Genomic DNA, 22999 nt, shown 5'->3' with positions numbered 1-22999 from the left:
ATGTTAGGGCGACCAGACATTTTTATTGGCTCCTTTACTTCTTACATAAGTCTATCACATCTTTAAAAAAATGGTATTACTTTAATCGGCCGGGACCGAGATTGGTTGATTCGTTAGAAATTTTAGCAGAAATTCTCCATCCCGAAATCTTCGATTTTGGCTATCGGGGTAAGGGTTGGCAGCCATTTTTGTAAGTAGCCACAGCTAGCTAAAGCTTTATCTATACTAATTCTGAATTGCCTGCCATACAAATAAGGACACAACATTGTTGTGTCCTTACTTCGCCTTCATTTAACCAAATCTGACATCAATTGATGCAAAAACCGCTAGTCTTACTTCGCATCAGGAGGCATCAGCACCTTGTCAATTACGTGAATAACGCCGTTGCTAGCTTTGATATCAGCTTTCACAACATTAGCGCCGCCGACAGTAACTTTGCCTGCGCTAACTGCCACATTCAGCGAGGAGCCTTCCACACTTTTAACATCGCCGGATTTCAGGCTAGTAGATACAACCGAACCAGGAACAACGTGGTAAGCTAAAATCTTAGTAAGTTGGGCTTTGTTTTCCGGTTTGAGCAAATTCTCCACAGTTCCTTCTGGCAAAGCAGCAAATGCCGCGTCTGTCGGTGCAAAAACAGTGAAAGGGCCTTTTCTTTGTAAAGTTGCAACCAAGTCTGCTGCTCCCAAAGCCTTTGTCAGCGTCTTGAATTGAGGGTCGCCCGATGCAATACCAACAATATCCTTAGCAGCAGAAGTTGGTGCCGGTGAAGTGCCAGTTGGTGCCGGTGAAGCGCCAGTTGGTGCCGGTGAAGCAGCGGTTTTCACTTTTCCTGCAACTTGTGAAGTTTGAGTTGCATTAGCAACATTGGTGTTGGAGGTGATGTGAGCCCAAGCCGGGAAACCAATCAACGCGCTAGCGCCGATTACTCCTGCGAAACCTGTCAGTTGTTTCATCCAGCTAGGTAAATTTTGATTTTTCATTGCGCTTGCATTTCCTTAGGAGATAAAACAGTGAACATGAATTGTTATGTTAGCCAAATCTCGACAAAAGGCAAGGTTGCCAGAGGCTAAGGTAGAGAGAAAATTCTCTTGCATCCCCGATCGAACAAAACTTCCTTAATATAACGCAACCTAAAAAATCTGGCATCAACCGCTAAATCTGTAACTCAAAACCTCAATCACCGAACCAGTTTGGGGTAAGTCAGCAGATTTGATCGAAATCGTGTCATTATTCAATCGGCGCACCGGCGTACCATCCATCAGCGCCAAGAATTCATCTAGCGGCACTAAATCGCACGCAGCAGCATCGGCGGCTTGGGTTTTGAAATGTGTCGGAATCACCATCTTTGGTTTGAGAAGTTGCAAAGTTTGCTTCGCTTCCGCCGGAGTGTAAGCTTTCGGCCCGCCGCCCACGGGAATCAGCACTACATCGGGCCGCCCGATCAAGATTTGTTCTTCAATGCCGATCGGGCCAGCAACTCCGCCCAAGTGTAAAATCTTAACGCCCGCTTGCTGCCACAGCCAAGCCACATTGACCCCAAATCGCCTTCCTCCCTCACGGTCTTTTTGCGTCCGAATCCCTTGAATCCGCAGCCCGTTAGACCTGTAAGCCCCCGGTTCGTATAAAAGGCCGGGATTGCCCGCAAATCCGTCGATCGCCCCTTCATCAAGCAATCGGCTGCTAATCAGAATCAAATCTGTTGGCACTTTAGGAGAGCGATAACCTGCCGTACAGCCCAGGGGGCGAAAAGGATTCACCAGCACCCTCGCACCGCCTCCGGCGAACAAGAAGCAAGTGTGGCCCAACCACTGAATCGACAAAGAATCAGCAGTTTGAGCTTGATAGCTTTCCCATCCAGATGGCAAACCAGTGGCTAAAGCTGCTAGCAAACCCGTCTGTGCGTAACGTATTAATTGTCGCCGTTTCATAAAAAATACTCGGTAAGTGGGAAACTCAGTGGCTTTAGCCCTGAGAGGAAAACGACTCGGCGATTTCAATCGCCTTGAATCTTCACAATTAAAATGAGTAGCTGTACCCATCTTTATGGTGAATAGTTTTGCAGTATTTATGGCTGACTCCTTGCACCAATTCTGATGCCGAAATATTGAATGAGCCAGTCGATCTAACCGCAACCCGACCAATATAATCACCTATTTTTTTGCCACTGGTAACGATTGCTTTTACGATGTCACCAGTTTGAAAACCTTTGACAAACTTGTTTGTCGGAACGTACCGAGATGGGAAGCCAAATTTATCGGTACGGCACATTTGACGAGTCCCATGTCCAGTTGCTTTAATTAGCAATGGTGTACTCGTCACTACAGACAATGATTCAACTTGACCGACACAAGCAGCATCAAGCCAATGAGTTTTCGGTAGTTGCAGTCGAGTACGATTAAACTTCGTCAGTCCACCTGAACCAGTCAAGACGGGCAATCCAGTTTCTTTCAGTTGAGAGAACAGCACCCATCGAGTCGAATTCACAGCAGCAGCATCCTTGAGTGGACGTTTTGCCTGTGCAAGAATGTGCTTCAAGATGTCAGGTTTCTTTGATAAAAACTGCTTAACATCTTGAGTGCCTTTCTTCTGGTTACACTTCTCGCAAGCAAGGCAGAGATTAGAAATTCGATTGCTTCCACCTTTAGCTTTTGGATGAATGTGTTCAACTTGCAAAGGTACATTTTCAGTGTCGCAGTAAGAACACTTCCTGTTCCATTTAGCCAGTAGATATTCACGAACTTCGTAACCTTGTAGTTCGCCTTGTTGGTACTCAATGCCGGAAATTTCAGGATTTTCTAGTTGTTGTAGGTCAAATCTCACAAGCTCTTGAACGATCAAACTGATTGGTGCAAGTCTGCGTAATTTGTTAACCCAAGTTAGTGTGGTTTCTACCCGGTGCTGCAAGGATGGTGCTAACCATCCTTTTTGGCGGGTACGGTTTAAAAACCTTGCTGGCCGGTAACGAGTATGACGGCTTCGTCTCCCTCGACGCAGTGCGCGACGAGAATCAAGGCTTGCTTTAATGGATTGACCTCGATGGGTTAGTTCAGCGCCAAAAATTACTTTCTCACCTTCTAGTAAAGCGATGCCAGTAGTTTTAGAGCCTGGATCTAACTTAAGAATAATTGATTTGATAGTTGCTGTTACCACCTTTTTGAGAATGATTGTGAATGGGAATCTTTTGAAAATAGCCGCTTTATTGGCAGTTAACAACTTGCGAGCCATTGACGGCTTACAAGGCGTTAGTGGTTTTTTGTTCGTGTCGAGCACGAAAATAAAATTAGACATTGTTGTGTCTCTTCACTTGCGTGTAATGTTAGCTTCGCCAATGTTATAAGAGCTTTTTGAACCTGCAACACTGTCTCAGTGACTTTAAGACTGTTTAATTGCAGATGACAGAGCAGGGAACTAGCTTCGCATTCGCCTGGTGTCGTGACTCAAATAACGTAGATTTCGAGAATCTTAGGCTGGTCAGCATAGCTTGCAATTTCTTACAAGCTCAGTGGCTTTAGCCCTGAGTTACTGACCTTGTGGTTGGGGTTGTCGGGTGTTGGTCGTTTGTTGTTATACCACAAAACACCGTCAGTCGATTTTAGATTTTAGATTTTAGATTTACTTGCAGCATTGAATCTAGAATCTCGAACAGGAATCTAAAATTTGGGGTTCACCACGACAGGAGTGGGGGGCTTGTATCCTTTTTGGGGCGGTTCAGGTGCGAAAATGTTTACCCTACTCTCACCGTAAGGTGCTAGAAGAGCGAACCCTACAAATTCGGAGAAATTCAACTAAAGTCTTTCTAAGAAATTTCGTAATAATTGCTTTCCTGCAGTCGTCAAAATACTTTCCGGGTGAAACTGTACACCTTCAATGTGCGGATATTCCCGATGCCGCACGCCCATAATAGTTCCGTCTTCAACCCAAGCCGTAATTTCCAAAACTTCTGGACAACTCTGCTTTTCAATTACCAAACTGTGATAGCGAGTTGCAATCATCGGCGATTCCACGCCCTGAAAAACTCCAACTCCTGTGTGTTCTACCTGAGAAGTTTTGCCGTGCATCAACAGGGGTGCAGAAACAATTTTGCCGCCGAATACTTGACCGATACTTTGATGTCCGAGGCACACTCCTAAAATTGGCAGAGTCGGCCCCAATTCTTTGATTAATTCCAGAGAAATTCCCGCATCTTCCGGCCGCCCCGGGCCTGGAGAAATCACCACTGCCGCAGGCTGTAATTGGCGAATTTCTGCTAAGGAAATTTGGTCGTTGCGGTAGACTTGCACTTCGCTGGCTACCGGCAACTCAGCACCGAGTTCTCCTAGATACTGTACCAAATTGTATGTAAAACTGTCGTAGTTATCGATTACTATAATCACGGGTTAAGTTGGATTTTAGGTTTTAGATTTTAGATTTTAGATTGACTCGCTGCCTGAAAGCAAGGGTTTTAAGATTTTAGATAGATGCCCAAGATAAAAATAGCTGCAATATAGACGAATAAAACTAAAAACCTCCCATTGGTCATCTAAAACCTAAAATTTGCTGAACCCAATAAGTTACTGACGGGCGATCGCAATTTGAATGACGACCCACAAAGGAGGAAGCAGAAGTGCAGCACCGACGATCGTAGCAGCCATTGCCGATACCAGAACCGCTCCGGCACCGCAATCTTTGGCAATTTTGGCTAGTTCGTGGTAAGATTGCCCGACTGTCAAGTCTACCACCGATTCGATCGCCGTATTCAACAGTTCCATTGCTAAAACTATGCCAATGGTGACACCTATCACAGATATTTCTACAGGTTGGAGTTGCAAAAATAGCGCGAGTCCGATCGCCAATGTTCCTATAACAGTGTGAATCCGAAAATTGCGCTGAGTTTCAAAAGCATAACTCAGACCACCCCAAGCGTATCTAAAACTCGTAGCTAAGCTAGATGCGATTTTCCAGGACAGATCTCGGTTGTATTTCAAGGCTTTTTTAGACTCGTGGACTGTCTGGCTAGAAGAGTCTTGAGGCATGGGCAGAAACTGTGCGATTTGTGATGAAATTGAGGGTCTATCTAGTGTCATAAAGAACCAACTTTAATTTACAGAGATGAAGGAAAGCTAAACTTTTCAAATTAACTACATCAAGTCTAGGTAACTTTTCTAAGTTTTTACTAAAGTTTTGGTTTAATTTCAGAAAGTTATGTTGGGCTTGACATGATTTGTTAAGTAACCATCAACTTCAGTTATGCTGTTTGGATCGTGAGACCGATCGCCCGCAGCAATGTTTCTTGTCGATCGAGCATTTGAGTCAGACTTTCTTCATCCGGGTGATCCCAGCCCAAAAGATGCAGAAAACCGTGGGCTGCCAGCCAAGCTAGTTCGGTTTTCAGGGGATGTCCTTGCTGCTGGGCTTGTCGGTTAGCTGTATCGATCGAGATGACGATATCACCCAAGTATAGGGGTTCAGATGACTGCATTTCCTCTAGCTGAGGACAGTCTACCTCTAAAGATGCGAAAGCTAGTACATCGGTCGATCGATCGAGCTGGCGGTACTGCAGGTTGAGGGCTTGCATCTCCGTATCGGCGGTTAAACGCAGACTGACTTCGTAGCCGGGGGCCACTGGCACATCCGCCTCCTGGTTTTCCAGCCACACGCTAAACCAATTTTCCCAGGTTTCGGCTGAAATCTCCCCGCTGGCTGCACTCTCAGCGAGGTTGGAAGCGTCGGCTGACTCCTGGGCGAGCCCGTAACAGTCTTCGACGTTCACCTCGATTAACATTTTTTTGCTCTCCTGTCAAGGGATATATTCAATTTTTTGACAAATTCCAATTGCGCGATCGAACGGCAGGGGATTTTGCTGTTGCTGGCAAGATACAGTAATCTGTTAGAGATTGCAACAGGCAGGCAGAACAATCAGCTTAACTCTCGATTAAGAAAGATGAAAAACATCAGCAGAAATTAGAGGCTGATTGTTGGAATCCCCGATTAAGAATTGAAATAGCGATCGAGAAAAGCCAAACCGACGAGTACGCCTAAAAGTCCGATCGCTGTCAAGGCAAAATGAAACAGAGAAGTCGCCCGCTTGCGAACCATGTTCCGCATCGCCAGCTTGACATAACTCGGTGGAGGTGCAGTGTTTGTCGGTGCTGTCGGGGTTTCGGCGGACTCTTCTGATGCGGGAATTGCTGAGGGAGGTTGACTCATAGTCGTTAGTTTAGAAGGTTAACAGAGGGACTGTTGAGGACAGACTCGTCCCGATGTTAACAAATATGTAACGTTTTGTGTAGGATTTTTTAGCTTTTCGATCGCCCCGATCCCATTAAAGGGGGATTATACCAACAGATTAATGTGCGATCGCCCTGATAATCAATTCGATATTTTATTTTCCTCTTCAGATACACAAGCATAAATTAAATTCCCGATCCGTGTTCCTGTGCGCTTTAACAAAAATTTTTAAATTGTCAAGTCGCACAATCAAGCGACACTCATTTGAGTTAACTCAAATGAGTGTCACCAGAAAAAGCGACTGTTAACCAACCGCGACGGGCAGTTATTCATAGATATAGCCACGGAAAAACAGAAACAAAATTTTCCAGGTAAAGACTAGCCCAAAAAGTTAAATTACTCTGAAAACAACATGGAAATTTCCACCTTTGAACTCCTCGCAAAGCCGATCGCACCTGTGGACGGCCTCCCTGCAGACGTCCTGCCAGTGGCTCGTCGAATCGTTCAGGGATACTTTCTCAACATCTCCAATCTCGAATCGTTCACCGTGGCATATCGGATTCAGTTTACCATCAGCAAACCCGTGGGAGGAGATCCTAATAGAATAATCACCTTGGGTCTCAACAGGAACGTTGGCTTATTTATTGATATTGCAGGCGCCAACAACGAGATATTGCTGACTCAGAACGGGGAGGTATATAGCGCATCTTTCAGAATACCCGCTCGCCAAACAGCATCTGTTGAATTGTTGCCTCAAGTGCTAAACGTTCTGGGTACAAGTATGTTGGAAGTGCGCGGATTTGTCTCACTATTTCGGCGCCAAATATTGCCTCGACCCCTCCCACCTGTCAAGGTATTATTGAATCCCGAAATTCGCGGTACTTTCTTGCCGAATGGTTTCCCATCAGTACCTAATCGTTCACCAGACTTCGATCAAATCAATTACAGTTTAGCGATCGCCAGTGGAAAAGCCTTCAACGAAATTCCTGCTGAAACACGCCGACAAATCAGCATCAGACCAATCTTTCAGCCGCTTTTGGAAGAGTTAAGCAACGGTACTTTGGACTTGGCTAGTTTGGAAACAGACAATCCAGAAAAAGCTAGAATGCTAGTGCAACTGCTAGCCGAAGTCGATGCCAGTGATGTCAATTTAGATGACCTAAATACACTGATGGAAAAATTAGATATTCCTGTCAGAATGTCTAGCAACTAGAACTGTTAAAGGGTAAGTAACTGTAGGGTGGGCAATGCCCACCTTACGTTTACTTAGGTTTAATTACGCCCAATTCTACACTCACGGATCTTTATTCAAATGTCGAACTTATTTAAATTTCAGCCTGTTTCTTTTAGTTGGGTAGCTGTTCATCCGCAGCCAAAAGGCGTTGTTCAATTTATTGGTGGAACTTTTTTTGGTAGTTTGCCAACTTTGTTTTATCGATATTTTTTACAGCAGTTGTTTGAAGAAGGTTATACCGTAATTGCTTTGCCGTTTAGATTTACTTTTCGTCACTGGCCGATCGCTATTGGGTTATTAAAAGAGCAGCAGATACTGAGAACAGAACTGACCAAAATTGCTCAAAGATTAGGCTATGAAAGCGAAATTTATCAAGAACCATCGAGTTATTTTTGGGTTGGTCACAGTCTGGGATGCAAGTACATTGCTCTTTTAGAATTTTTAAGCGACGATCGATATCCAAATATTGTGGAGAAATTCTGCGATCGCCCTGACTACGAACGGATTCAAAGGTTAATCGAAAATCTGGGCATCGACAGACCTTCAATTAAAGGCCAGCCGTCCTTATTAATTGCTCCTGATATCAGCAATACAGAGAGCGCTATTCCAGTGCGATCGCTAGCAAAACTGTTAGACAAATTCCGCTTAGGGGTGCTACCAACCAGAGAACAAACTCAATGCTTTATTGCTAATAGTTCTCTGTTTAATTTGACGGCAATAATTTCTTTCGAGCGAGATGATATTGCTGGTTCTACCAATGATATCAAAAAAAGTCCAGAACAACAAAAAAACAGCGATGTACTTTGGCTCATACAACAGCTAAGTAATAGAAAATTGCCTTTATTGAGCGAGGAAATAGATGGCAAACATTTAGAGCCGATTGGCATCAAAATCGGTTATTATATAGTTGACCTCAATCCTTGGGATAAATTCATCAAACCTCTGAAAAGCCGATTCCTGGAATATTGGTCTGTTCATTTTTTGGATGCTTTGAAAAAGCGGTTAGGCCCTTAACTATCGGTTGTTATTTGCGATCGCCCTCTCAATCCTCTCTCCTCCAACAGAGAATCGGCCCAAACAGCATCAGTTTCGGACAGCGCAGGGAGTAACTCAGCCGTATAATCGAGGGTAATGTCATAGGCGGCGCGATCGTACACTGTATTCAGCAACGCCTGTAAATCCACAATAGGCTCGACATCGCCTGCACCCAAAGGCAAAGGAAAACAGGGAATCGCATCTGGTATATTAAATAAGTATAAATCTGCAAAAGGTCTTTGATTGCCCCGACTCACCAAAATCCGATAATGGGCTGCAATATCATTGTCCAAAACCGGGAGAGGTTGCCAACCCCGCAATAAGTCAATCTCCACGAAATGAGTGCGACTTCCGAATATGTTATCCCGCTTTTCCTCATACATTTCGCGCCCTTTTCCCGGACGTTTATTAGCAGGTGAAAGCACCTCAATCACCGTCACAACTTCCTTAGTGGCCATATCTATCACCTCCAAATATCCTTCTCTCACCTCCTCAGACATCGCTAATCTGATTTTCAAAGGCGCGGTAGTTCGTGTAGCGACAGCCACATTCGATGTAATTGGATTTCTGGGAATGGGATTGCGCTGGATAGAAACATCGGGAATTCCGACTAACAGAGATTGTTCCCCCTTGATTTCATAAATTCGCTTTTCAATCGCCACTCGATATTTGGGTATCAGTTGTGGAACCAAAGCATCTGCGATCGCCACTATCAACCTATTATGTACTTCTGGCCAAAAGTCAGGACTTTCTAAATAAGGATTCATCCCTGGAAACGGATTAGGCATTGATTTAACTCCTGTTGATTTACCTACTTAGGACTTATGCACGGGTGGCCAGAAACCGGGTTTTGGCCCAGAAGACGCGTTATAGCCCGCAAAAACCGCAAAAAACCCGGTTATGAAGGTTTTGATGCGTCCAGGACTACTACTTCTATTATCACCTTAACTCTCTTTCCCGAAGCAGAGAATCGGCCCAAACAGCATCGGTTTCCGACAACGGGGGAACTGGTGCGGCGGTGTAATCTATTCTAAAGTCATAGGCGGCGCGATCGTAAACCCCATTTAATAACCCTTGTAAATCTACAATTGGTTCCGCATCACTCGCTCGCAAAGGCAAGGGAAACTGAGGAATCATATCGGGTAAATTGAAAAGATACAAATCTGCCAAAGGCCTTTGATTTCCCCGACTCACTAAAATTCGATAACTTGCCTCAATATCGTTATCAAAAACTAACATGGGTTGGTAACTTCGCAACAAGTCAATTTCAACCAGATGAGTGCGACTACCAAACACCCTTTCTCGCTTTGCTTCATACATTTCTCGCCCTTTGCCAGGGCGCTTATTGGCTGGTGACAGCACTTCAATCACGGTCACAACTTCCCTAGTTGCTGTATCTCGTACCTCTAAATATGCTTCCCTAAATTCCACAGGTACTGGCAGTCTTACTTTCAAAGCTGTCACAGGCAGTGGGGCAACTGCAACATTAGAAGAAGTAGGGTTGGTTGGACTAGGAGAACGCTGCACAGTGACATCAGGAATCCCCACTAATAGGGAATTGTCCCCGCTAAGCTCATAAACTCTTTTTTCAATATCGACGATATATTTTGGCAGCAACTGCGGCACTAATGATTCAAAAATGCTACTAATTAGCAAGTGATGTACTTGAGGCCAAAAATCAGGACTTTCTAAATAAGGATTCATCCCTGGAAACGGATTAGGCATTAATCTAGCTCCTGTTAATTTACCTACTTCTATTATCCCCTTAACGCTCTGTCCCGCAAGAGAGAATCTGCCCAAACAGCATCCGTTTCTGACAGCGGGGGCACTGCATCGGCTGTGTAATCAATTTCAAAATCATAACCTGCGCGATCGTATACTTGATTAATCAGCGCCTGTAAATCCAGAACAGGCTCTACATCTTCTGGACGCAAAGGCAAGGGAAATGCAGGAATTGTATCGGGAAGGTTAAATAAGTATAAATCTGCGATCGGGCGTTGATTGCTGCGGCTGACTAAAACGCGGCAGTCGCTTTTATGGGAATGTCCGAAAACTGGCAAAGGTTCCCCACCCCGCAACAAGTCTATTTCGACTAAATGGGTACTGCTATCAAATATTTTATTTCGCTTATTGTCATACTTTTCTCGACCTTCCCCCCGGCGTTTATTTGCAGGGGAAAGCACTTCAAGAACCGTGACAACTTCCTTGGTTGCCATATCGATTACTTCTAAATATCCTTCCCTAAATTCTTCCGACACTGGGATTCTCACTTTTAAAGGCTGCACAGTTCGGGAAGCGACGGCGACAGCATTAGATGCGATCGCACTTGCGGGACGGCGTTTCTGTTGGAGAGAGACATCAGGAATCGCTACTAATAGAGAATTTTCACCTTTGATTTCGTAAATTCGCTTTTCAATAGCGACGCGGTATTTCGGGCGCAATTGCGGAGTTAACGACTCCTTAATCACACTAATCAGTAAATGATGGACTTCTGGCCAAAAATCAGGATGTTCTAAATAAGGATTCATCCCCGGAAACGGATTACTCATTAATTTAACTCCTGTTAATTTACATGATTCTACTATTTTAGCCGCTGGATTAGAAAAACGCAGACAATATCAAACTATCATCTGCGTTAATCCGCGTGCATCTGCGGTTAAAATTCCCTAAAAATTCCCATAACTGCTAATAGCGGCCTGCAACCTCCCAATCACTTCATCAACCGAAATCGCCCCCAACTCCCCAGAAGCCCGAGTCCGAATATTCAAACTATTCGCCTCAACCTCCTTCGCACCCACAACACCCATCACCGGAATTTTATCCTTCTCAGCATTGCGAATTAACTTGCCCAAACGCTCGCTATCCTCATCAGCTTCAGCGCGAATATTGAGCGCCTTCATCTTCGCCGCCACTTCCTTCGCAAACGGCAAAAACTCCGCGCTGACAGGCAACAACCGCACCTGAATCGGCGCTAACCACAGCGGAAAATCCCCCGCATACTGCTCGATCAAAATCCCGATCAAACGTTCCAAAGAACCGAAAGGAGCGCGGTGAATCATCACCGGACGCTTGCGAGTGCCGTCTTCAGCGACGTATTCCAAATCAAAACGTTCTGGCAAATTGTAATCTACCTGAACAGTTCCTAATTGCCATTCTCTATCCAAAACATCTTGGAAAATGAAATCGAGTTTCGGCCCGTAAAAAGCCGCTTCCCCAATTCCCTCAAAATAATTCATTCCCAAAGTTTCCACCGCGCGGCGGATTGCACCTTGAGCCTTTTCCCAAGCTTCATCGGAACCGATGTATTTCTCTAAATTGTTTGGATCGCGGAAACTCAAACGCGCCTTAAAGTTTTTCAGTTGCAGACTCTTGAATACTGACAGAATTAAATCCACCACATTCAAGAATTCAGCATCCAACTGTTCCGGCGTGACAAATAAGTGGGAATCATCCACCGTAAAGCCGCGCACCCGCGTTAAACCGCCCAATTCTCCCGATTGTTCGTAGCGGTAAACTGTGCCGAATTCCGCCAAGCGCATCGGCAATTCTCGATAGGAACGCAATTCGCTTTTGTAAATTTGAATGTGAAAAGGGCAATTCATGGGTTTCATCACAAAACCCTGTTCGTTTGCTGCCGCTTCCTCATCCTCCGCCATCAGCGGAAACATATCTTCTTTGTATTTCTGCCAGTGTCCAGAAATTTTGAACAAATCGACTCTGGCAATGTGCGGAGTCACAACTTGCAAATAACCGCGCTTGATTTGTTCTTGTTTCAAGTAATCTTCTAAAATACTTCTCAAAACAGTGCCTTTCGGCGTCCACAAAGGCAAACCTGGCCCAACTGGATCGGCAAAGATAAACAAGCCTAATTCTTTGCCTAATTTGCGGTGATCGCGCCTTAATGCTTCTTCTTTGCGGTGTTTGTATGCTGCTAATTGTTCGGGAGTTTCCCAAGCAGTGCCGTAAATGCGCTGTAACTGAGCTTTGGTTTCATCGCCGCGCCAGTACGCGCCTGCTAGGCTTTCTAGCTCGATCGCCTTTGGATTCAACTCACTGGTATTTTCTAAGTGAGGCCCCGCGCACAAATCCCACCATTCCTCGCCCACATGGTAAAGAGTAATCGGTTCGATCAAACCTTCTAAAATTTCTAATTTGTAAGGTTCGTTAATCTCCTTAATTCTGCGTTCCGCTTCCTCGCGGCTGACTTCTTCGCGAATTACAGGCAATTTACGGTTGATGATTTTGATCATCTCTTTTTTAATGGCTTTTAAATCCTGTTCCGTAAAAGGTTCGGGAGTGTCAAAGTCATAATAGAAACCGTTTTCAATCCAAGGGCCAATGGTCACTTGCGCCTTGGGAAATAACTTCTGCACCGCCATCGCCATAACGTGGGAGGTGGTGTGGCGAATTTTTTTTAGTGCCTCCGACTCACTCGTGCGGGGCAACTCAATCTTAACGGACTCTTCTGGAGCGGACATGGATTCTGAGCTAGACATCGGCTGAATTAGCAATTAATTTAGTTGCAGTTGCTTCTATCTTACTCAGATTGCGACAGCAAGCGCCGACTTCCGGCTGGGGGACACTCCGGGAAATTAGGTCATTCTGGGCATTGGGCATTGGGCAAACAGGGCATTGGGCATTGGCCCGCGCAGGGCATTGGGCATTGGGCATTGGGCATAGTTTTTTTCTTCCTTCTTTTTTCTTTCTTTCATCCGTTACATCCGAAGAAAGCGAATCCGTTGCCGAACTTCCTTCTGCTATGAGCTATTGCTAGCGAGTCTGAGCGGATATTGCAGAATTTGGGGATTTTGACTCAAAAATCGCTGCTGGCACAGTTAAATTTATTCACACCCACCTGCTAATTGTTGTTAAATTATTGAATTTTTGTTAGAAATATGTTACAATTTGTTAAGCTAGTCTAAGACTATAATAGATAAATAACCCAATTTTGATCCATGCTTAATTCCAATTTGCCCGAGCCAGAATTGCTCAAAGCGTTACTGGAACCGCTGTTAGAGGATTTCAATTACTGGTTCGACCGATCGGCAAAGCTCTTAGAAACTGAAGAAATTCCCTTTCTCAGCGACGAAGATCAATCTGACTTGCTGGCGCGAGTAAAACAGGCTCAGCAAGAAGTAGGCGCGGCTACAGCTCTATTTCAAGCAACCGGAGGTCAAGTTGGGATCGAAACCACAGCACTGATGCCGTGGCACAGACTGCTCGCCGAATGCTGGCAAGTATCGGCGCGCTTTCGCTCATTGCAGTCAGCTCCCCCTGGAAAATAAGGAAGCGAGTTCAAGTTAAACTTGCAGTCAAATCCCCAATCTTGGGAAATGTGGCGGCCCACTTGACAACCTCAAACAGATTTCCAGTTAATAAGTTATCAAAAAATTGGGTTTAAAACCCCGTCCTTTTAGGAAGGCTTTATTTCCAAAAAGTTCTAAAAGTTTCCCAAATAGTACCCTATACTACAAAGAGATACAGGTAGAATAACCGCGAGCATCGAATGGATAACCAACCCCAAAATGACTGGCTAGGAAAGAATAATGTCTCGTGGGTGGCGAAAACCACAAAAACATAGCTAGGGTAGCCATCGCGCACCCATACCAGAAAACTCAAAATCTTAGTAGTTAGATGTACCGTAGGGCATACGGGAACAAAGGGAATGAGCCCTTAACGCTTGGGGAGACAAGCCCTCTGGGACTATTCAAATTAGGCTCGAAGCTTCGTTCAATTGGACGGGTTTTTGGTTTAAATATTGCCGAAGGGATGAATAGTTTAAAGGTATGTCAGTGAACCAAGAATCCCCGCGTTTACGGCCGGGAGTGTCAATACTTGCTGAAACACTTTTGTAAATTGCTGTGTGGCTGTTTAGCCCGGAGGAGAAGATAATGTTGCACCTGCTTTATATTTTAGCTTTTACCGTTCTTGCCTTTCTGGCAGTCGGTAACTTAATCCGCAGTCTAGTCACCGTTGGTATGGAGTCCCAGCGCCCTCAACAGTTCAGGGCAAATAATCCCTACGCATCCTATCCTCGCTCTCAATCTGTACCGCATCCAGAACTTTTAGACGAACACGGAAATGTTGTCAATGAGCCGCTGTTAGTGATGCGTTCGCTGACTGTCCAAGACGCCCGCGAACAATTAGATGCTCTCTACAAATCATCTCCGGGTGGCAGCGACGAAGGGGGCGAACTAGCCTGATACAACCACAGCCGCAGCATTTATACTCAGGCGCGATGCCTCAAAAAAATATAGGACTTACACGCTAGGTGTCCGAAGCCCGGTTTATTCATAGATTGTGGGTAAAAACCGGGTTTCTTGGGATCAGTCGTCAAAATAATTGGTCGTTAGTTTTTAACTAATGGCTAATTATTTGCGCTTTTTTAAAGTTTAATTACCGATTAACCAGATCGATCGCCAAAAAGCGATAATTATGGCACTGATATCCAAGAGCGAGGATAGTTTGACACTCAAGTACAGGGAAACTAGGAATCGGGGCGGGCACGGCGGAGCGAATTTGGGCGAACACCGGGGTACCCCAGGAGAGCGAAACCGATTTCTTTGTACTTTACTTACCAAGTGCTGTAAATCTATCAGATACTGAAGAAGGATCGCTCTAAATCTCCTATCGATCCTGTTTTGTCATCGGCAAAAATGCACGTTTAAGGCTAGATGATCGTCCCTATTTCGCTACTGGCAGAACTTCTGCAAGCTTTGCCCCAACTGCGGGCACAAATTTATTTCAAATCTTCCATGACAGCCCTGTCTCACGCTATGGAAGACTTAGTTTTGGCGGGTTCCGACGACGAACCGCTAGTGATTGCAAGCTTTCAGCGAGAGCGCTTCTACCGCCAGGAAGCTCACCGCTACCGGCGAATTGCCTCACGATCCTCTCAGGTATATGTGCTGGCAGCACCGGAAACTGAGTTTAAAAATTCTTCGGAGTGTCACGAAACTGTGGCGTTTGCACCGGAGGACGGATTAAGTAAAGAGTGGCACTTAGTGGTACTGGGGGAACACTACTCAACTTGCCTGATTTGTCAAGAAAAAATTGTGCCGATCGAAAATCAGGACGAGCGCGGGCCGCTGGTGATGGATCAAGCTCGCAGATTTGAAGGAATTTGGACGTTCGATCGCGAGGTAAGCTCCAAAGCGGCCGCATTGTTGCTCGATAGAATTGTCAATTATCGCCCGGAATTGGCCGAAAAGATCGATCGAGCCCGAACTACTTACAAGCTCAAAACACCGAAAAAAACGAGGAAATCCGCCACTGCCAAAGCCGCCAAACCCGACAAAAGTACGGCAAAAAGCTCAAAAATTCCCAATCCCAAATTGAGCGATGCTTTTACCGAACGCTTAGTCACCTACTTGCAAGCAGGCCAGCACAAACTGCTCAAAGCATACGCCGCCATCGCCGCCCAGGAACGCAAAGAACGCCTGGTAAACTTAATTACAACGGCAATGCGGCAGTCTCTCAACCCACAAGAAATCGTCGAAGTTGCAGTTCAAGAACTCGGCACTGCCCTGTCAGCAAGCCGATGTTTGATTTATCGGTGCAAGACAGCAGATATTGCGGTCAAAATCGATCGCGAGTTTTTGGCTCCCGGCGCTAGTTCCATGCTGGATCAGACTTGGCTGTTGCAGGAAAATCAAATATGGGGCGACGCGGTGGCGCGGCAAGAGCGAGTTTACATCCAAGACACATCACAACACCCGCTGATTGTCAATACAAAATTCCTGGAAAAAACTGTAAAAAATTGGCAAATTGTCTCTTGGTTAATGGTGCCAGTGCTTTATCAGGGGCGGGTTTTGGGAATGGTGGAAATGCACCAGTGTCGATCGACTTTACCTTGGGAAGAAGACGAAATTGCTTTAGTAGAGGCGATAGCCACCCAACTCGGAGCAGCCTTAATTCAAGCAGAAACCTACGCTCATTTAGAAGAACTCAACCAACAATTAGAAGCATTAGACCGCACTCGCAGCAATCTAATTGCCATCACCGGACACGAACTCCGCACTCCGCTTTCTACGATTCAAGTTTGTTTGGAAAGTTTGAACTCCGAACCAGATATGCCCCCAGAATTGCGGCAAATCATGTTAGAAACTGCCCTGGGCGATGCCGATAGAATGCGGAAACTCGTGCAGGATTTCTTAACTCTTTCTCACTTAGAAAGCGGGCGAGTTCAATGGAATGTAGAATCGCTGACGCTGCAAGAATGCGTTGAGTTGGCCCTCAGCAGCGTGCGATCGCGTTGCGGACTCGATCGACAGTTACCGGAAATTATCGCCGAAGTGTCCGCAGAATTGCCTTTAGTGCAAGCTGACGGAGAGTGGTTGGTGGAGGTGCTCTCCAAACTGCTAGACAACGCTTGCAAATTCACCACACCTCAAGGAAGCGTGACCATAAGAGCGAAATGCAACGGTTCTCAGATGGTGGAAGTGCTTGTAGCCGATACGGGGAGAGGAATAGAGGCGAACAGTTTAAAAGTAGTGTTCGATCGATTTTATCAAGAAGAAGGAGCTTTGCGCCGCAGCACCGGCGGTACCGGTTTGGGATTGGCAATTTGCAAACAGATTGTTGCCGGCTGGGGCGGTAAAATTTGGGTAGATTCCGCAGGAAAAGACCGAGGAAGTGAATTTCACTTTACTATTCCCACTGTTTAGACTCAATCAAGAAACTTTGACTGCTTTGAGCCAAATTCCGCGTGGCTATGACCCTAATTGGTTTTTGACTTAGGGTTGCGCGGTAAATTGTGCGATCGTGTGTGGGGGGAAATTGGGGGAATATGCGATTATTCGGGTGCCCACAAGCACCCGAATAATTGCTGTTTTTTTTTGATTATTTTATTGGAATTCGTGCAGCCTAATTTGGTTTTCTAACTTTGGTGAAAATTACCAATTATCAATTATTAATTACTAATTATCAATTATCAGAAAAGATCGATCGCCAAAAAACTGTTAACTTTCCTTACAATTTCTACAGCCGTGTCGCCTCATGATGATACGATGCCGTAAAAATCCTTTGGATATGTTTATGGCAGAAGAACTCACTGGACAACCCCCTCTTTTCGGCGGCAGCACAGGCGGCTTGCTGACCAAGGCGCTAGTTGAAGAGAAGTACGCGATCACTTGGACTAGCCCCAAGGAACAGGTGTTTGAAATGCCTACAGGTGGCGCTGCAATTATGCGTCAAGGCGACAACCTGCTGTATCTGCCCCGCAAGGAGCAGTGCATCGCTTTGGGCGGCCAGCAACTGCGGGCTAAATTCAAAATCTCGAACTACAAAATTTACCGCGTGTTTCCCGACGGTTCTACTGAGTACCTGCATCCCAAAGATGGCGTGTTCCCTGAAAAGGTGAACGAAGGTCGTCCCTACAACGGTAAGATTGACCGCAATATTGGCAGCAATCCCAATCCGGCTAAGCTGAAGTTCAGCGGTAAGAAGACTTTCGACCCTTAGACGATGAGTTCATGGCTGAGCAAAACATAGGTAATCTTCCCTGTAAGGCTCAGCTTGTAAACTTGTTTTTGCAGTAGTATTCTGGCGCGGGAGGCTAAGCCCGCAGCGCCAAAATACTACTGCAAACTTCAAATATAATTAAAAGTTAATCGTTAAATTAAATAATGAATGTCGCAATCAGGCGAGCGCAGCCTTCTGATATCGATGTTTGCGCTGGCATTACTTATGAAGCTTTTAAATGTATTTCCGATCGCCATCAATTCCCTACAGATTTTCCGACGCTGGAGTTTTCAACTGAAATTATTGGTCTTCTGATCGAAAGTCCGGTATTTTTTGGCATAGTAGCCGAGAGCTCCGGTGCGGTTGTCGGCTGCGGGTTTATGGACGAACGCAGCCCGATTCGCGGTATCGGGCCCGTCAGTGTCGATCGAACTTTTCAGGGCCGCGGCACGGGGCGGGAAATCATGAAAGCTTTGCTGGAACGCGGACAGGACGCTGTGGGCATCCGTTTGGTTCAGGAATCTTTTAATATGGCGTCGCTGTCGCTGTACGCTTCTTTGGGTTTTGAGGTGAAAGAACCTTTCGTGTTAATGGAAGGGAAGTTTCGCAGCCAGCCTCCGCATGGGTTTGAGGTGCGGCGGCTGGCTAGTGAGGATGTGGGTGAATGTGCGGCTTTGTGCAAGAAATTATACAGGTGCGATCGAACTAGCGATATTGAGTACGCCCTGAATTTCTTTTCTCCTTGGGTTGCTTGCAAACAAGGTCGGATTGTGGCTTATACTTGTGCGGTGTCGGCTTTGAGCCACAGCGTCGCAGAAACTGAGGCGGATATGCAGGCTTTACTGTTGGGGGCGGCGGCGTCGAACTCCGAAGCACAGGTTTCTTTCCACTTGCCGGTGCGTTACGCAAGTTTGTTTCGCTGGTGTTTGCAAGAGGGGCTGCGCGCGCTCAAACCGATGGCGGTGATGGCACTTGGCGAGTACCAGCAGCCTCATGGCTGTTGCTTTCCGTCTTTTGTTTATTGAACCCAAGACGGTTAGGACGCTTTTAATCGCTGAAATTATTGCCAGGATTCCATTTTCCTTCTTCTTTCTTCCTTCTTCCTTCTTCCTCCTTCCTTCTTCCTTCTTCCTTCTTCCTTCTTCCTTCTTCCCTCTTCCTCCTTCCTTCTTCCTTCTTCCTTCTTCCTCCTTCCTTCTTCCTTCTTCCTTCTTCCTTCTTCCTTCTGATATATATGATATTTCCCGATTTCTCACAATTTTCGGAACTGGCGAAACAAGGCAATTTTGTACCCGTGTATCAAGAATGGGTTGCTGATCTGGATACGCCGGTGTCTGCGTGGTATCGGGTTTGTGCGGGTCAACCTTACAGTTTTCTGCTGGAGTCGGTGGAAGGTGGGGAAAAACTTGGGCGTTATAGTTTCTTAGGGTGCGATCCGTTGTGGATTTTGGAGGCAAGGGGATCTCGCACAACTCAAGTTTACCGTGACGGTTCCGAAAAAGTATTTACGGGCGATCCGTTTGTAGCTTTAACTGAATGTTTGGAGTCTTATCAACCGGTGAAATTGCCGCAGTTGCCGCCGGGAATTGGCGGGCTATTCGGTTTTTGGGGTTACGAGTTAATTAAGTGGATAGAACCGCGAGTTCCAGTGCATCCAGCAAGCGAGAATGATTTGCCAGATGGCTTGTGGATGCAGGTGGATAATTTGCTGATTTTCGACCAGGTGAAGCGGAAAATTTGGGTCGTCGCCTATGCGGATTTGCGGGAGGTTGGCGTTGATTTGGCCCAGGCTTATCAGCAAGCGTGCGATCGCGTTGGCAAGTTAGTTCAGAAGCTGCAATCGCCGCTTTCCCGGCAATCTACTCTGATAGAATGGACACCTCCCAATAACGGGCAAGATGCCCGTTCCACAACCGGAAATACAGAATTGGCTTACACTAGCAATATTACCCGTGAAAAGTATTGTGCCAATGTCTTAAAGGCTAAGGACTATATAAAAGCCGGAGATATTTTTCAAGTAGTTATTTCGCAGCGACTAGAGGCTGAATACAGTGGCGATTCTTTTGCACTTTACCGATCTTTGCGTCTGATAAATCCTTCTCCGTACATGGCTTATTTTCATTTCGGAGATTGGCAGATTATCGGTTCGAGTCCCGAAATTATGGTGAAGGCGGAAAATACTGCTGATGGCAAAAAGATAGCAACTTTGCGACCAATCGCCGGCACTCGCCGCCGGGGTAAAACTCCTCAAGAAGATGATGCTTTGGCTGCTGAATTGCTGCAAGATCCGAAGGAAATTGCGGAGCACGTCATGTTAGTTGATTTGGGCAGGAACGATTTAGGAAGAGTTTGCCGAAACGGTACTGTAAAAGTTGACGAATTAATGGAAATTGAGCGTTATTCTCACGTCATGCACATTGTGAGCAATGTGGTGGGAGAATTGGCTGAGGATAAGACTGCTTGGGATTTGTTGAAAGCTGGTTTTCCTGCGGGTACGGTTAGCGGTGCTCCGAAGATTCGGGCGATGGAGATTGTGCACGAGTTGGAAGGTTGCCGCCGGGGGCCGTATTCTGGGGTTTACGGGTATTATGATTTTGAGGGACAATTGAATAGTGCGATCGCCATTCGGACTATGGTTGTTCGTTCTTTAGGCGGTGACAAACATTCGGTTTCTGTGCAAGCAGGTGCTGGTTTGGTGGCTGATTCTAACCCGGATATGGAGTACGAAGAAACGCTCAATAAAGCCAGGGGAATGTTGGAAGCAATTCGCTGTTTGAAATAGCGAGGCGGAGCCTCTGGATATGTGTTACCAGGCTCTGCCTGGTAACAAGAAACGGCCAGAAACAGCAGTAATTATTGCATTATTGTCCAATTGATCTAAGCCCCTAATATTCGAGCGACCGAAACTGCAACATCAGGAAAAGCCAGCCGATTAATATTACCCTGAGTCCGAGTTTCTCTCGATTGATATCCTTCATTGGTAGGCTCTCGAAATAGTATTAATTCCATAGTTCGCAAATTGACAACCCAATACTCAGAAATGCCGGCTTCCGCGTAAATCTTGCTCTTGATTCCCAAGTCTTTGCTCAGAGTATGATCCGAGTATTCTATCAGCCAAAAGATGTTTTCTGGATAGGGATGATGTTCTCGGTAATCTTGTCCCAAACGTTGAATTACAGCGATATCGGGTTGTGGCTCGGAGTTGCTTGGCGGCAAGATAATTGGTTTACCTTGGCGGATTTTAGCCCGATCGCCCAGCAAATAAATTAGGTACTCTCCAGCCTCATCGCTAGAGTAAGCATGAGATTCTCCTTCGGGAGCCATTTCGATGATTTCTCCACCTATTAATTCAACGTTTCGCCCTTCCAGAATGCCGGCTGCAATGATGCGGTGGTAGTCTGCAACCGTCCATTTTACAGTCGTGACGCTCACGGCGATTACTCCTATGTTTTTATTCTGATTTTATACGCGATCGCCTATGAACCGAATTTTTTCGCTCACCCCGGGCGGTTGAAACCGCGTATTGTCAAACAAAACCCGACGAAAGCCGGTTGAAGACTCGATCGCACTTAAAACTCCTATCCCCCGCCGCTAACTCCCTCCAATCGCAGGAAATGCACGGTGCCCGGTACACCCCCCGCTACCACTGTCACCCCATCAGGCGCGATCGCACAGCAATCAAACCAATTATCTCCGGTGAAACTAGCAATTTCTTTGCCGCTAGCCAGATCCCAGATTCTTAGGGTCTTATCCAATGAAGCCGAAATTACTCGTTTGCCGTCGGGTGCGATCGCGAGTGCCTGTACAAAGCTAAAATCCTCGGTGAGGGTTTGAAGTTCCCTGCTGCTGTCTGTGTCCCAGATTTTCAGCGTGTTAAGTTGTGGAACCGAAATCCCTATCAAGCCGTCGGGTGCCATCGCCACTGCATATACATAGCCAGTATCGGTGAGAGTTCTCAGTTCGGTTCCGCTGAGCAAATTCCAGACTTTTACGGTGTTATCGTCTGAAGCCGAAATTGCTGTCAGGCCGTCGGGTGCGATCGCGACTCCCCTTACCGAGTTAGTATGACCCGTGAGGGTTCTCAGTTCGCTGCCACTGGCCAAGTCCCAGATTTTTAGGGTGTTATCGTCTGAAGCCGAAATCGCTGTCAGGCCGTCGGGCGCGATCGCGACTCCCCTTACCGAGTTAGTATGACCGGTGAGGGTTTGAAGTTCTCTACCTGTCTCAATGTCCCAGATTTTTAGGGTGTTATCGTCTGAAGCCGAAATCGCTCTTTTGCCATCCGGTGCGATCGCGACTCCCCTTACCGGGTCAGTATGACCGGTGAGAGTTCTCAGTTCTATGCCAGTGTCTGTGTCCCAGATTTTAAGGGTTTTATCCGATGAAGCCGAAATTGCTCGTTTGCCGTCGGGTGCGATCGCCACTGCTTGTACCCCGAAATAATGGCCGGCGAGGTTACGCCAACATGGCCCCACTATTAAATTCCACCTCAAAGGTCGCAGCCAAGGACTATTTTTCGACTGCTTGGCTTGTTCCAAGATCCTCTGAAACTCAGGCTTTTCAAAAGCAAGCAATCTCCCCCATAATTGACCTGCTAATTGCGTTTTATCCTTTTCCAAAATTGGCGCTGACATGTGAAGTACCTGTTGAATCCAGTAGAGATAAGTTTGACTTTGCTCCGGCCCATCCAACAATTGAGAATCTATCGCTAAATCATAATCCTCAATTAACGCTTGAAGCCCCAAATCATCCAGTTTCGCCTCCATAAAATCGAAATCCGTTAACAACTGGTACAGCTTTTCCCCTTGCCCACTCTCTACTAAATGCCTTGGCAGAGTTTCTAAAGTATAAAGTCGCTTTTCCCGCGACATTTCCCCTAACTCTTGTTTAAACTCACTCATCGTTACAAATCCCTCAACAAATTATTACAAATCCCTGTTTATCTATATCTTTCCAATTCTAAGCGCTTCTTTAAAGTGCGTCAAATCGTCGCGCTGACTCGATCGATAAAATAAATCTGCTTTGTAACGCTGGATGTAAAATATCAGTTATCGACTT

At 46.0% G+C, this 22999-nt stretch carries 23 protein-coding genes and 1 pseudogene; 9 read left to right on the top strand and 15 right to left on the bottom strand.

Annotated elements, in window-relative coordinates; genetic code table 11:
- Window positions 1–194: pseudogene (locus tag QUB06_RS23705) on the top strand (hypothetical protein); the annotation flags it as partial.
- Between the two features lie 138 nt (window positions 195–332).
- Here the strand turns inward: QUB06_RS23705 and QUB06_RS23700 are convergent.
- The 7 genes from QUB06_RS23700 to QUB06_RS23670 form a co-directional block, all read right to left on the bottom strand.
- On the bottom strand, window positions 333–983 hold the full coding sequence (locus QUB06_RS23700; RefSeq protein ID WP_333437364.1) for a fasciclin domain-containing protein: 651 nt from the start codon (window positions 981–983) through the stop codon (window positions 333–335).
- A 165-nt stretch (window positions 984–1148) separates the two neighbouring features.
- A complete protein-coding gene (locus QUB06_RS23695; RefSeq protein ID WP_333437363.1) occupies window positions 1149–1931 on the bottom strand; it encodes an MBL fold metallo-hydrolase in 783 nt (260 codons plus the stop codon).
- A gap of 88 nt (window positions 1932–2019) precedes the next feature.
- The gene (gene iscB / locus QUB06_RS23690; RefSeq protein WP_333437362.1) at window positions 2020–3291 is read right to left on the bottom strand and encodes an RNA-guided endonuclease IscB; all 1272 of its coding nucleotides are present in this window, start codon (window positions 3289–3291) and stop codon (window positions 2020–2022) included.
- A gap of 497 nt (window positions 3292–3788) precedes the next feature.
- Window positions 3789–4376, bottom strand: a complete 588-nt coding sequence (locus QUB06_RS23685; RefSeq protein WP_333079394.1) for an aminodeoxychorismate/anthranilate synthase component II — start codon at window positions 4374–4376, stop codon at window positions 3789–3791.
- 177 nt (window positions 4377–4553) lie between these two features.
- Complete coding sequence (locus QUB06_RS23680; protein WP_333437361.1) at window positions 4554–5066, bottom strand: diacylglycerol kinase family protein; 513 nt, start codon at window positions 5064–5066, stop codon at window positions 4554–4556.
- Between the two features lie 161 nt (window positions 5067–5227).
- Entirely contained in the window at window positions 5228–5764 is a 537-nt protein-coding gene (gene ybeY / locus QUB06_RS23675) for an rRNA maturation RNase YbeY (protein ID WP_333437360.1), read from the bottom strand.
- 206 nt (window positions 5765–5970) lie between these two features.
- Entirely contained in the window at window positions 5971–6189 is a 219-nt protein-coding gene (locus QUB06_RS23670; protein WP_333106650.1) for a DUF3285 domain-containing protein, read from the bottom strand.
- A gap of 433 nt (window positions 6190–6622) precedes the next feature.
- Here QUB06_RS23670 and QUB06_RS23665 point away from each other — a divergent pair, with 433 nt between their 5' ends.
- A complete protein-coding gene (locus QUB06_RS23665; protein WP_333437359.1) occupies window positions 6623–7423 on the top strand; it encodes a hypothetical protein in 801 nt (266 codons plus the stop codon).
- A 99-nt stretch (window positions 7424–7522) separates the two neighbouring features.
- Entirely contained in the window at window positions 7523–8458 is a 936-nt protein-coding gene (locus tag QUB06_RS23660; protein ID WP_333437358.1) for a DUF1350 family protein, read from the top strand.
- On the opposite strand, the gene QUB06_RS23655 is transcribed toward QUB06_RS23660, so the two are convergent.
- The 5 genes from QUB06_RS23655 to QUB06_RS23635 form a co-directional block, all read right to left on the bottom strand.
- Window positions 8455–9267, bottom strand: coding sequence for a DUF4058 family protein (locus QUB06_RS23655; RefSeq protein WP_333437357.1), 813 nt, complete (start codon window positions 9265–9267; stop codon window positions 8455–8457). The genes QUB06_RS23660 and QUB06_RS23655 overlap by 4 nt on opposite strands.
- Window positions 9268–9418: 151 nt before the next feature.
- Window positions 9419–10204 carry a DUF4058 family protein gene (locus QUB06_RS23650; protein ID WP_333437356.1) on the bottom strand — a complete coding sequence of 262 codons (786 nt, stop codon included), beginning with the start codon at window positions 10202–10204 and terminating at the stop codon, window positions 9419–9421.
- Window positions 10205–10236: 32 nt separating this feature from the next.
- The gene (locus QUB06_RS23645) at window positions 10237–11028 is read right to left on the bottom strand and encodes a DUF4058 family protein (protein ID WP_333437355.1); all 792 of its coding nucleotides are present in this window, start codon (window positions 11026–11028) and stop codon (window positions 10237–10239) included.
- A 117-nt stretch (window positions 11029–11145) separates the two neighbouring features.
- Window positions 11146–12975, bottom strand: coding sequence for a threonine--tRNA ligase (gene thrS, locus QUB06_RS23640; RefSeq protein ID WP_333437354.1), 1830 nt, complete (start codon window positions 12973–12975; stop codon window positions 11146–11148).
- The gene (locus QUB06_RS23635) at window positions 12968–13150 is read right to left on the bottom strand and encodes a hypothetical protein (protein WP_333437353.1); all 183 of its coding nucleotides are present in this window, start codon (window positions 13148–13150) and stop codon (window positions 12968–12970) included. Before QUB06_RS23635 ends, thrS begins: the two co-directional genes overlap by 8 nt.
- 284 nt (window positions 13151–13434) lie before the next feature.
- On the opposite strand from QUB06_RS23635, the gene QUB06_RS23630 reads away from it, so the two are divergent.
- The 5 genes from QUB06_RS23630 to QUB06_RS23610 all read left to right on the top strand — a co-directional run bounded on the left by QUB06_RS23630 (window position 13435) and on the right by QUB06_RS23610 (window position 18966).
- Window positions 13435–13764, top strand: a complete 330-nt coding sequence (locus QUB06_RS23630) for a DUF2605 domain-containing protein (protein ID WP_333437352.1) — start codon at window positions 13435–13437, stop codon at window positions 13762–13764.
- A gap of 606 nt (window positions 13765–14370) precedes the next feature.
- Window positions 14371–14682, top strand: coding sequence for a DUF2973 domain-containing protein (locus QUB06_RS23625; protein WP_333106625.1), 312 nt, complete (start codon window positions 14371–14373; stop codon window positions 14680–14682).
- A gap of 471 nt (window positions 14683–15153) precedes the next feature.
- Entirely contained in the window at window positions 15154–17145 is a 1992-nt protein-coding gene (locus QUB06_RS23620; RefSeq protein ID WP_333437351.1) for a DICT sensory domain-containing protein, read from the top strand.
- Window positions 17146–17515: 370 nt separating this feature from the next.
- Window positions 17516–17941, top strand: coding sequence for a photosystem I reaction center subunit II PsaD (locus tag QUB06_RS23615; RefSeq protein WP_332956926.1), 426 nt, complete (start codon window positions 17516–17518; stop codon window positions 17939–17941).
- A 164-nt stretch (window positions 17942–18105) separates the two neighbouring features.
- Complete coding sequence (locus QUB06_RS23610) at window positions 18106–18966, top strand: GNAT family N-acetyltransferase (RefSeq protein ID WP_333437350.1); 861 nt, start codon at window positions 18106–18108, stop codon at window positions 18964–18966.
- Between the two features lie 22 nt (window positions 18967–18988).
- Here QUB06_RS23610 and QUB06_RS23605 read toward each other — a convergent pair whose 3' ends face one another.
- Window positions 18989–19225, bottom strand: a complete 237-nt coding sequence (locus QUB06_RS23605) for a hypothetical protein (RefSeq protein ID WP_333437349.1) — start codon at window positions 19223–19225, stop codon at window positions 18989–18991.
- Here QUB06_RS23605 and trpE point away from each other — a divergent pair.
- Window positions 19176–20723, top strand: a complete 1548-nt coding sequence (gene trpE / locus QUB06_RS23600) for an anthranilate synthase component I (RefSeq protein ID WP_333437348.1) — start codon at window positions 19176–19178, stop codon at window positions 20721–20723. The genes QUB06_RS23605 and trpE overlap by 50 nt on opposite strands.
- Window positions 20724–20818: 95 nt before the next feature.
- On the opposite strand, the gene QUB06_RS23595 is transcribed toward trpE, so the two are convergent.
- Window positions 20819–21373 (bottom strand): Uma2 family endonuclease, encoded by a 555-nt coding sequence (locus QUB06_RS23595; protein WP_333437347.1) that lies wholly within the window; start codon window positions 21371–21373, stop codon window positions 20819–20821.
- Window positions 21374–21519: 146 nt separating this feature from the next.
- Window positions 21520–22842, bottom strand: coding sequence for a WD40 repeat domain-containing protein (locus QUB06_RS23590; protein WP_333437346.1), 1323 nt, complete (start codon window positions 22840–22842; stop codon window positions 21520–21522).
- Window positions 22843–22999 lie beyond the last annotated feature (157 nt).

The organism is Microcoleus sp. D2_18a_D3 (genome assembly GCF_036702455.1).
In the GTDB taxonomy this organism is placed as follows: Bacteria; Cyanobacteriota; Cyanobacteriia; order Cyanobacteriales; family Microcoleaceae; genus Microcoleus.
Note: the sequence above shows the minus strand (reverse complement) of the source record. Positions and strands in the feature narration are given on the sequence as shown.

Coding starts and splice junctions, on each gene's coding strand:
- QUB06_RS23700 (WP_333437364.1), bottom strand. CDS start 983: ATGAAAAATCAAAATTTACCTAGCTGGATGAAACAACTGACAGGTTTC.
- QUB06_RS23695 (WP_333437363.1), bottom strand. CDS start 1,931: ATGAAACGGCGACAATTAATACGTTACGCACAGACGGGTTTGCTAGCA.
- iscB (WP_333437362.1), bottom strand. CDS start 3,291: ATGTCTAATTTTATTTTCGTGCTCGACACGAACAAAAAACCACTAACG.
- QUB06_RS23680 (WP_333437361.1), bottom strand. CDS start 5,066: ATGACACTAGATAGACCCTCAATTTCATCACAAATCGCACAGTTTCTG.
- ybeY (WP_333437360.1), bottom strand. CDS start 5,764: ATGTTAATCGAGGTGAACGTCGAAGACTGTTACGGGCTCGCCCAGGAG.
- QUB06_RS23670 (WP_333106650.1), bottom strand. CDS start 6,189: ATGAGTCAACCTCCCTCAGCAATTCCCGCATCAGAAGAGTCCGCCGAA.
- QUB06_RS23665 (WP_333437359.1), top strand. CDS start 6,623: ATGGAAATTTCCACCTTTGAACTCCTCGCAAAGCCGATCGCACCTGTG.
- QUB06_RS23660 (WP_333437358.1), top strand. CDS start 7,523: ATGTCGAACTTATTTAAATTTCAGCCTGTTTCTTTTAGTTGGGTAGCT.
- QUB06_RS23655 (WP_333437357.1), bottom strand. CDS start 9,267: ATGCCTAATCCGTTTCCAGGGATGAATCCTTATTTAGAAAGTCCTGAC.
- QUB06_RS23650 (WP_333437356.1), bottom strand. CDS start 10,204: ATGCCTAATCCGTTTCCAGGGATGAATCCTTATTTAGAAAGTCCTGAT.
- QUB06_RS23645 (WP_333437355.1), bottom strand. CDS start 11,028: ATGAGTAATCCGTTTCCGGGGATGAATCCTTATTTAGAACATCCTGAT.
- thrS (WP_333437354.1), bottom strand. CDS start 12,975: ATGTCTAGCTCAGAATCCATGTCCGCTCCAGAAGAGTCCGTTAAGATT.
- QUB06_RS23635 (WP_333437353.1), bottom strand. CDS start 13,150: ATGCCCAATGCCCAATGCCCTGCGCGGGCCAATGCCCAATGCCCTGTT.
- QUB06_RS23630 (WP_333437352.1), top strand. CDS start 13,435: ATGCTTAATTCCAATTTGCCCGAGCCAGAATTGCTCAAAGCGTTACTG.
- QUB06_RS23625 (WP_333106625.1), top strand. CDS start 14,371: ATGTTGCACCTGCTTTATATTTTAGCTTTTACCGTTCTTGCCTTTCTG.
- QUB06_RS23620 (WP_333437351.1), top strand. CDS start 15,154: ATGATCGTCCCTATTTCGCTACTGGCAGAACTTCTGCAAGCTTTGCCC.
- QUB06_RS23615 (WP_332956926.1), top strand. CDS start 17,516: ATGGCAGAAGAACTCACTGGACAACCCCCTCTTTTCGGCGGCAGCACA.
- QUB06_RS23610 (WP_333437350.1), top strand. CDS start 18,106: ATGAATGTCGCAATCAGGCGAGCGCAGCCTTCTGATATCGATGTTTGC.
- trpE (WP_333437348.1), top strand. CDS start 19,176: ATGATATTTCCCGATTTCTCACAATTTTCGGAACTGGCGAAACAAGGC.
- QUB06_RS23590 (WP_333437346.1), bottom strand. CDS start 22,842: ATGAGTGAGTTTAAACAAGAGTTAGGGGAAATGTCGCGGGAAAAGCGA.